Origin of the sequence: Streptomyces anatolicus, from assembly GCF_019400875.1 — a bacterium.
GTDB lineage: Bacteria > Actinomycetota > Actinomycetes > Streptomycetales > Streptomycetaceae > Streptomyces > Streptomyces anatolicus.
Genome location: NZ_WMBF01000263.1, coordinates 1 through 8,694 on the forward strand (window position 1 = coordinate 1; position 8,694 = coordinate 8,694).

General features: G+C 72.7%; 5 protein-coding genes. 1 reads left to right on the plus strand and 4 read right to left on the minus strand.

The window, feature by feature from the left end:
- Window positions 1-28 precede the first annotated feature (28 nt).
- The 3 genes from GKQ77_RS21355 to GKQ77_RS21365 all read right to left on the minus strand — a co-directional run bounded on the left by GKQ77_RS21355 (window position 29) and on the right by GKQ77_RS21365 (window position 4,289).
- Entirely contained in the window at window positions 29-1,207 is a 1,179-nt protein-coding gene (locus GKQ77_RS21355; RefSeq protein ID WP_219690536.1) for an ROK family transcriptional regulator, read from the minus strand.
- Between the two features lie 215 nt (window positions 1,208-1,422).
- Complete coding sequence (locus GKQ77_RS21360; protein WP_219690537.1) at window positions 1,423-3,006, minus strand: MFS transporter; 1,584 nt, start codon at window positions 3,004-3,006, stop codon at window positions 1,423-1,425.
- Window positions 3,007-3,191: 185 nt separating this feature from the next.
- Entirely contained in the window at window positions 3,192-4,289 is a 1,098-nt protein-coding gene (locus GKQ77_RS21365) for a mechanosensitive ion channel family protein (protein ID WP_308117740.1), read from the minus strand.
- A 313-nt stretch (window positions 4,290-4,602) separates the two neighbouring features.
- Here GKQ77_RS21365 and GKQ77_RS21370 point away from each other — a divergent pair, with 313 nt between their 5' ends.
- Entirely contained in the window at window positions 4,603-5,139 is a 537-nt protein-coding gene (locus GKQ77_RS21370; RefSeq protein ID WP_125512811.1) for an HNH endonuclease, read from the plus strand.
- 98 nt (window positions 5,140-5,237) lie between these two features.
- Here the strand turns inward: GKQ77_RS21370 and GKQ77_RS21375 are convergent, their stop codons facing one another.
- Complete coding sequence (locus GKQ77_RS21375; RefSeq protein WP_219690538.1) at window positions 5,238-8,369, minus strand: glycoside hydrolase family 84 protein; 3,132 nt, start codon at window positions 8,367-8,369, stop codon at window positions 5,238-5,240.
- Window positions 8,370-8,694: the final 325 nt, after the last annotated feature.

Below are 8,694 nucleotides of genomic sequence, written 5' to 3' on the forward strand. Positions count from 1 at the left end.
GGGTGGCTGCGTGCGGGGGGCGCTGGGCTCAGGCCGTGTCGAAGACCTGGTCGCGGGCCTGGGTGAGGGCCGAGCGGAGGGCGCCGGTGAGGATCGGGTCGCCGTCGAGTTCGCTGAGGCGGAGCTGGGGGCGGGGCAGCGCGAGCCCGGTCAGCTCCTCCTCGACGCGGACGCGGAGCTTGTCGCCGCCCGCCTGGGCCACCGCGCCGGAGAGCACCACGAGTTCGGGGTCCACGACGGCGACGATCGCGGCGATGCCGGTGGCGATGCGGCGGGCGACCTTTTCGAGGATGGCGTCGTCGGCGAGGGCGTCGGTCAGTGTCGCGCCGGGGCCCGCGAGGCCCCGGACGACCGCGGCGGCGACCAGGCTCTCGAACCCGCCGTCGCCCTCGGCTCCCTTCGGGTCGGCCGCCCCGCTCCTGGCCAGCGGGGCGCCGGGCAGCGGCATGTAGCCGATCTCGCCCGCGCCTCCCGTGGCGCCGCGCAGCAGAGTGCCGCCGAGCACGATGGCGGCGCCGACTCCCTCGTCGAGCCAGGTCAGTACGTAGTTGTCGTGGTCCTGGGCGGCGCCTTCGTACATCTCGGCGACGGCCGCCAGATTGACGTCGTTCTCGATGGCGACCGGTGTGCCGAGCACCGCCGCGAGGTCGTCGCGCAGGGTGCGGGAGTGCCAGCCCGGCAGGTGCGGGGCGTAGCGCAGCTGGCCGGTGCGCGGGTCGATGGCGCCGGGGGTGCCGATCACCGCGGCCCGCAGGTCGTCGTGGCCGAGGCCCGCCTGGCGCAGGGCCCCGTCGACGGCCTCCGCGACCAGCTGGGCGGTGCGGTGGCGGACGTCCTCGGCGACGGCCTCGGCCTCCACGCGCTCCCTGCCGAGGACGGTGCCGGTGATGTCGGCGACGAGCGCGGTGATGCCGGTGGGGTCGGCGGAGAGCGCGGCGACGTGTCCGGCGCCCGGGTCGATCTCGTACAGCAGGGCGTTCGGTCCCGGCCGCCCACTGAGGCTGCCGGTGGTGTGCACGAGCCCGGCGTCTTCGAGGCGCCCGAGGAGCTGGGAGGTGGTGGGCTTGGACAGGCCCGTCAGCTCGCCGATACGGGTGCGGGTCAGCGGCCCGTGGACGACCAGGAGGTCAAGGACGGCACGGTCGTTCATGGCCCGCAGGACGCGTGGCGTGCCCGGGGTCCCCGGGGTGCTCCCTGCTGCTGCCATGCCGGCACCTGTCCTTCCGCGGTCGCGCCGGCTGCCTGCGGCGCGTAACTGTTAGGAAACTTTCCAATTCGTGGGGACCGTAAGGCTGGCGCGAAGGGGCCGTCAAGAGCGGGCGCCCCCGCGGCAACCAAGTCGTTACCTGCGGGGGCGGTGCGTTGCGAGGGGTGCTTCCCGGGGCCTCCGGTCAGGGGATGGCCGGGTCAGGGATGGCCGGGTCAGGAGGCGGCCGTCTCCCCGGCCCCGGCCGGGGTCCGCTCCGGCACCGGCGGCTCACCCGGCAGCCCCGCGGGCTTCCCGGAGGAACGCAGGGCGAACACCAGCACGGCAGCCCCCAGGAGCGCGACGCCCATCATCCAGACCGCGCCGACGTGCATGGCGTGGAGGAAGGCGTCGTCGGCCGCGCGCGCGAGGGCGGGCCGGTGGCTCGCGGTGGCCACGTGCCGGGCCTGTTCGGCGGAGATCCGCGCCTGCTCCCGTACGGGTCCGGGCACGCCGCTGAGCGAGGGTTCGATCGCCCGCTGGTAGACGATCGACATGATCGTGCCGCCGACCGCGATGCCGATCACGCTGCCGGTCTGCCGCACGGTGTTGGTGACGGCCGACCCGGCACCGGCCCGCTCCAGCGGCAGCGAGCTGATCAGCGCCGCGCTCACCGGCCCGATCACCATGCCGATGGTGAGGCCCTGCACGAACACCAGGACCTCGATCCAGAGGAGCGGGGTGTGCGCGCCGAGGAACCCGTATGCGCCCATGGTCAGCGCCGCGACGGTGAGCGCGGGCGCGGTGACGAGGAGCAGGGACCAGCGCCGTACGAGACGGGCGCCGACGGTCGCTCCCAGGGTGGCGCCGACCGCGGTCGGGATACTGGCCAGGCCCGCCTCCATCGGCGAGTAGCCGCGTGCGCCCTGCATGTAGAAGGCGTTGTAGAAGGTGGCGGCCGTCATGGCGAAGAGGAGCAGGCCGAGCGCCGCGTTGCCGCCGCCGAAGGCCCGCTGCGCGAGCAGCCGGGGGTCGAAGCTGGGGGCCTTGACGCGCAGTTCGACGAGTACGAAGGCGGTCAGCAGGACCACGCCGATGGCGATCGGCGCCCACACGTCCGTGCGCCCCCAGGCGGCGACCTGGCCCGCCCGGATGAGGCCATAGGCCAGTGCCGCGAGCCCGCTGATCGAGAGCAGCATTCCGGCCGGGTCGAGCGGGCGCCGGGTGGGGCTGCGGAAATTCGGTACGAGCAGGGCGATGCCGGCAAGTGCCAGCGCCACGACGGGGACATTGACCAGAAAGACCGAGCCCCACCAGTAATGGTCGAGAAGCAGCCCCGCGAGTACGGGGCCCGCGGCCATTCCGACACCGGCGGATGTCGAGGAAATGGCGATCGCGGTGGTCCGCGCGGGCCCGCTGAAGGTCCACATGAGTATGGCGAGATTGGCGGGCATGATCAGTGCGCTGCCCACGCCCATCGCGGCCCGCGCGGCGACCAGCTGGCCCGCGTCGCCCGCATAGGCGGCCCACAGCGAGGACCCGGCGAAGACGACAAGCCCCGTGACGAGCACGGTCCGGTGGCCGAAGCGGTCGCCGAGCGCGCCCGCCGTGAACATCAGGGTGGCGAAGGCGAGGGTGTAGGAGCCGGTGGCCCACTGCAGCTCGGCCGGTCCCGCGTCCAGGCCGCGCACCGGATCGGCGAGCGTCTCCAGGGTCGTACTCAGGATGGTGTTGTCGAGCCAGATCAGCAGCGAGCAGAGCATGAGAACGGTGAGAATCAGCTGCTGCCGGAACTTCGGCAGAGTGGGGGAAGCGGTCATGAATACCCTCGGGAGCGCTCGGCGAATACCTGACGCGACGGGACCGTAGGGATTTATGAAAGCCCTGTCAATTCCCTTTGGGAGGACAGAAAAAGGCCCCTTTTGCAAGGGGCCTGGGGCATGGATTCACCCCTCTGTCAATTTCCCTTTCAGTGAATTACCGGGGCACACATTTCGCGGCGGGACTACTTCGAGAGGTGCGGCGGCTGCGCCGGCGGTGTGATCGGGGCCGTCGCCAGGGACTGGGGGGACGTCGTCGAGGCGTAGGCGGAGGGGGCCGCGACGCCCGCCGAGGGGTCTGCCGAGGCGTCCTCCGCGGGCTGCAGCGGCAGGCCGCCCACGATGCGGATGCCCGCCTCGTCGAACGCCTGCTTGATGCGCCACCGCAGCTCCCGCTCGACGCCCAGCGACTTGCCCGGCATCGTCTTCGCCGAGACGCGGACCACCATCGAGTCGAGCAGCACGCTGTCCAGGCCCAGGATCTCCACCGGGCCCCACAGCCGCTCGTTCCACGGCTCGTCCTTGGCCATGGCCTCGCCGACCTCCGCCAGCGTCGCCTTCACCTTCTCCAGGTCCTCGTCCGGGCGGACCGTCACATCGACGCCCGCCGTGGACCAGCCCTGCGAGAGGTTGCCGATCCGCTTGACCTCGCCGTTGCGGACGTACCAGATCTCGCCGTTCTCCCCGCGCAGCTTGGTGACGCGCAGGCCGACCTCTATCACCTCGCCGGAGGCGACCCCCGCGTCGATCGTGTCCCCCACGCCGTACTGGTCCTCAAGGATCATGAAGACGCCGGAGAGGAAGTCCGTGACGAGGTTGCGGGCGCCGAAGCCGATCGCCACGCCCGCCACACCGGCCGACGCCAGCAGCGGGGCCAGGTTGATCTCGAAGGCGCCGAGGATCATCAGCGCCGCGGTGCCCAGGATCAGGAACGAAGCCACCGAGCGGAGCACGGAACCTATCGCCTGCGAGCGCTGGCGGCGGCGCTCCACGTTCACCAGGAGCCCGCCGAGCGCCGTGCCGTCCACGGCGTTCGCCGTGCGGTTCATGCGGTCTATGAGCTTGGTGATGGCGCGCCGGACCAGGATGCGCAGCACGACCGCGATCGCGACGATCAGCACGATGCGCAGGCCGATGCCGAGCCACGTGGACCAGTTCTGCTCGACCCAGCTCGCCGCGTTGGTGGCGCTCTCCTGGGCGTCCTCGAACGTGGGCGGCTTCGGCGTCGGCGTCGGCGTGGGGTCCGGGTCCGCTCCGGCTTCCGACAGGACGGACAAGAGCACGGCAGGTACCTCCAGGTATCGCGGCCCGCCCGGCGGACGAGATGTCGTGAGGGGTCATCGACGGGGGGTGCGGGGGCCGGGCAGACACACCACACTAACGGGGCATTGTGTGTGGATCGTTGTCATGTTCGAGGGAGAGACGGTGCTCACCTGGGCAAGAAGCAGGTGACGTGCCGGTGCGGCGCCGCTGTGGTCGAAAACACTTCGAGCCCGTTACCGGCACATGGTGGCGCTACGACCAGGCATGAGGGGAGACTGACAGCCAGATCGTCCCGGCGCGAGCCACGCGCCGCCGGCGTACAAGGAGGCATCCGTGCCGCATGTCCTGGTCCTCAACGCGTCGTACGAGCCGCTCGGCGTCGTACCGCTCCGCCGCGCGCTCGTCCTCGTACTGGAGAACAAGGCTCTCTGCCTCGAGGAATCCGGCGCCTTCATGCACAGCGAGAAGCGCACCGTCCCCGCACCCAGCGTGGTCCGCCTGAAGCGGTTCGTCCGGGTCCCCTACCGAGGGCCCGTGCCGCTGACCAGACGGGCGCTGTTCGCCCGTGACGGCGGCCGGTGCATGTACTGCGGTGGCGTCGCAACCAGCGTCGACCACGTCATCCCCAAGAGCCGGGGCGGCCGGCACGCCTGGGACAACGTGGTGGCGTCCTGCCGCCGCTGCAACCACGTCAAGGCCGACCGGCACCTCATGGAGCTGGGCTGGAGGCTGCGGCACAAGCCCGCGCCGCCCTCCGGCCTCGCCTGGCGCATCATCGGGACCGGACATAGGGATCCGCGCTGGCTGCCCTACTTGCAGCCGTTCGGCGCGGACGACGCGATGGCCCGGATCGATGGCATTTCCGCCTAGCAATCGATCCGGGCCTCTGTTGTACGTGGGGGTACGCGCGTATGCGTGGGGGTACGCGCGTACGAACGTTCCGTACGCGCGGTCGTACGCGGTCGCCGCTACTCCTCGGCGACCGCGTATGCCTCCACCGACCAGAGCGAGTAGCCGAACCGCGTGGCCCGCTCGTCGCCCTGGACGCGGAGGTAGCGCGTGTCACGCGCGTCCATGCGGATCGCCTCGCGGCCGCCCCTGCCGTCCTTGACGGTGGCCGCCGTGCGCCAGGTCCTGCCGTCGGCCGATGTCTGCACGCGGTACCCGGCGGCGTACGCGTCCTGCCAGCGCAGCACGACCTGACCCAGCCTGACCGGCTCGGCCAGCTCCACCTGCCACCAGGCGCCGTCCTTCGCGGGTGAGGACCAGCGGGTCGACGGATCGCCGTCGTTGGCGGCCCACGCCGGGAAGTCCGCCGTCTCGTCGCCCGACGACGAGGCCTTCGCACCGCGCGCCAGATCCGGGCCCGCCGTGCGCGGGAAGGCGCGGACCGACACCGTGCGGGTCTCGTCGCCGAAGGTGACCGGGATCTCGTACGTGCCCGACCGGGTGCCCGGCGCGACGGTGATGTCGATGGGCACGGCGACCTCCGTGCCGCGCGGCAGCGTGCTCGACTCGGGCACCCGCACCTCGATGCCCTCGGGCGCCTTGGCCTCCAGGCTGCCGCGGACACTGCCCGGGCGCAGGGAGCGCAGTTTCGCCGTGACCCGCCGGGGGCCGCCGCCGATCTCCGCGTCGGCCTCGGTGCGGGCCAGCGAGAGGCGGGCGGCGGGGGAGTCGGCGTACCAGGGCACGAGGTGGCGGAGCGTGCCGTCGGTGAGGGCGACGCGGACGGCGTCGGCGCGGGTGCTCTTGGCGGTGCCTTTGCCCTTGCCGGTGCCCTCGTGCTCCGGGTCCGTGAGGTCGGTCTTCGTGAGGTCAATCTCCGTGAAGCCGCTCTTGGAGAGCGCGCCGACGCGCTGCCAGCCCCTGCCCGGCACGTGCACCTCGACGCTGCCCTTCGCGCCGGGGTCGGTCAGGGCTGTCACCGCCGCCAGTGTGCGGTCGCGGCCGAAGCGGGCCGTCGCGCGGTCCGACGCCCGCTCGGTGTCGGTCCCCGCCCAGGTCGCGTACGCCTTCTGCGCCCGCGTGAGGAACGGGTCGAGGACGCCTTCGCCGACGGTGACGTGGCTCGCCTTCAGCTCCTCGCGGAGCCTCGTCAGCTCGCGCGAGGCCCGCCAGGCGGCGGCGCCGTCGCCCAATGACTGGGCGCGCAGCATGTCGACGGCCGTCTCCCCGGCCTCGCCGTACAGCGCCAGCTTCTCGATCCAGGGCCGCACCTCGCCGCCGAGCGCGCTGCCGGAGAGCCGGGCCGGCGCCTCGCGCATCACACTGAAGGCCGCGCGCAGCCGCTTCGCCGCGCCATCGATCTCCGCCCGGTCCGTCGTCGTGCGCGCCCGCCAGAAGTCGTCCATACGAGGCCGCAGATACGCCGACTCCTCGGCCCCGAGCACGGACGAGGCGTCGTTGCCCGCCAGCGCCCGCAGCGCGCCCCGCGCCTGCGTGTCGCCGTCGGCCAGGTCGTCGATCGCGGCGAGCCAGGACTCGTGGGGGCGGTAGGCGCGGGGGTTCCAGGCGTAGTCCGCGGCCGTGAAGAGGGGGATGCGGGAGGCGGCGGGCTGCTCCATGGCGTTGCCGAGGAGAGCGGCGGAGCCGGTGGCGACGGCGGGCTGGCGGCCGGTGTAGGGGCCGAGGAAGATGCGGTCCTGCGCGAAGTCGTTGACGGGGTAGTTGTCCATCGTGACCAGCGGGTGCGGGCCGAACGCCTCGCGGGCGCCCGCCAGTTCGCGCCCGGTAATGGTCTTGGGGACCACGCCCACGCCCGTCCAGGCCACCTCGATACGGGGGTTCAGGTCGGCGGAGAGGGCCGCGCGGTAGGCGGTCGTGCCGTCCTGGAAGTACTCGGTCGGCATCAGCGAGAGCGGCCGCGCGTCCCGGTGGCGCTCGGCGAGGTGCGCGGCCACGGCGTTCGCCACCTTGGCCTGTGCCTTCGCGGCGGCATTCGGGCCCCTGCCGAACGTCTCGGCGTCCCGCTCGCAGTGCCACTCGCTGTAGCTGACGTCCTGGAACTGCAGCTGGAAGGCGCGCACACCGAGCGCCCACATCGCGTCGATCTTGCGGTTGAGGTCCCTGATGTCCTTGTCGGAGGACATACACATGGCCTGACCTGGGGAGACGGCCCAGGCCAGCGTGATGTGGTTGGCCTTCGCGCGGGCGGCCAGGGCGCGGAAGTCGGCGCGCTGGTCCGCCGGGTAGGGCTCGCGCCAGCGGGCCTGGCGGTAGAGGTCGTCGCCGGGGGCGTAGAGGTACCGGTTCTGCTTGGTGCGGCCCATGAAGTCCAGCTGCGCCAGGCGCTGTGCGCGGGTCCAGGGGGTGCCGTAGAAGCCCTCGGTCAGGCCGCGGACGGCGGTGCCGGGCCAGTCGCGGATGCGGACGGCGGGGAGGGTACGGGGGGCCTTTGGGCGGCCAGGGGTGTGGGCCTCGCCGGTCTGGCGGGCCTCGCCTGTTTCTCTGGCGCCGCTCGTCCCGCCTGCCTCACCCTGCTCGGTGAGCTGTCGCAGGGTCTGGACGCCGTGGAAGAGGCCGTCCGGTCCGGCTCCGGCGAGGGCGACGGTGTCCCGTCCGTCGACGCGGCCGACGGCAAGACGGTAGCCGCCCGAGGGGAGGTCGCCGTGGTCGCGGGCGCCGAGCGCGCGCAGGGCCCGGTCCGCGCCGGGGCCGCCTGCCCGGACGACCAGGGCGCTTCCGGTGGGCCCGGCGGGCAGCGGGTCGCCGTCGCGCACCTCGATGACGCGGCGGGCGCCGGCGTCACGCAGGACAGTGCGGAGGGCGTCCAGGGCGTACGTATCGAAATCGCCGTCCCTGGCGCTTCCTCCGCCGCCTTTACGTGCCGTCACCAGGACGACGTCGTCTCCTACGGTGACAGGGTTTCCGGCGGCCTCCATCAGCTGGGGGCGTGGCCAGATGGACGGCAGTGCGGGGGCGGTGGTGCGGCGGGCGGTGCCGGTGTCGGCGTCCGGGCCCGCGTCCGGGGACGTGGCCGGGACGCCGGGGCTGCCGGGGGCGCCTGGGGAGGCGAGGGCGCCGGGCGCGCCGGCGAGTGTGCTCGCGATGACGGCGACGGCGATGGCGACCGCGCCCTTCCTGCGCCGCAACTGCACGCCGCCCTCTCCTTGTTCTCCGGGGCCTCCGGGGTCCCTTACGTCACCCTGATGTCACGTATGGCAGTGAGCCCACCACTGAGGTGGTGGGGGTGTCAACGGGAGTGGAGGGGAGGTGGGTGAATCTCCTCTGAACCTGCGCGGATGGGACGGGGTCTTTCCCCGGTGCCGGGGAAGGCGGAGGCGTTCGGGTTTTCGTTCGTCGGCTGCGGGTCCGTCGTGGCTGGGCGCGCAGTTCCCCGCGCCCCTTCGGGCGCTCAGCTGCGGGTTGGGTGTGGTTGCTCGCGCCGTTCCCCGCGCCCCTTCGGGGCGCTCAGCCCCTTGC

Excerpts from the sequence above, each read along its gene's own strand:
- GKQ77_RS21355 (WP_219690536.1), bottom strand. The coding sequence starts at position 1,207 with ATGGCAGCAGCAGGGAGCACCCCGGGGACCCCGGGCACGCCACGCGTC.
- GKQ77_RS21360 (WP_219690537.1), bottom strand. The coding sequence starts at position 3,006 with ATGACCGCTTCCCCCACTCTGCCGAAGTTCCGGCAGCAGCTGATTCTC.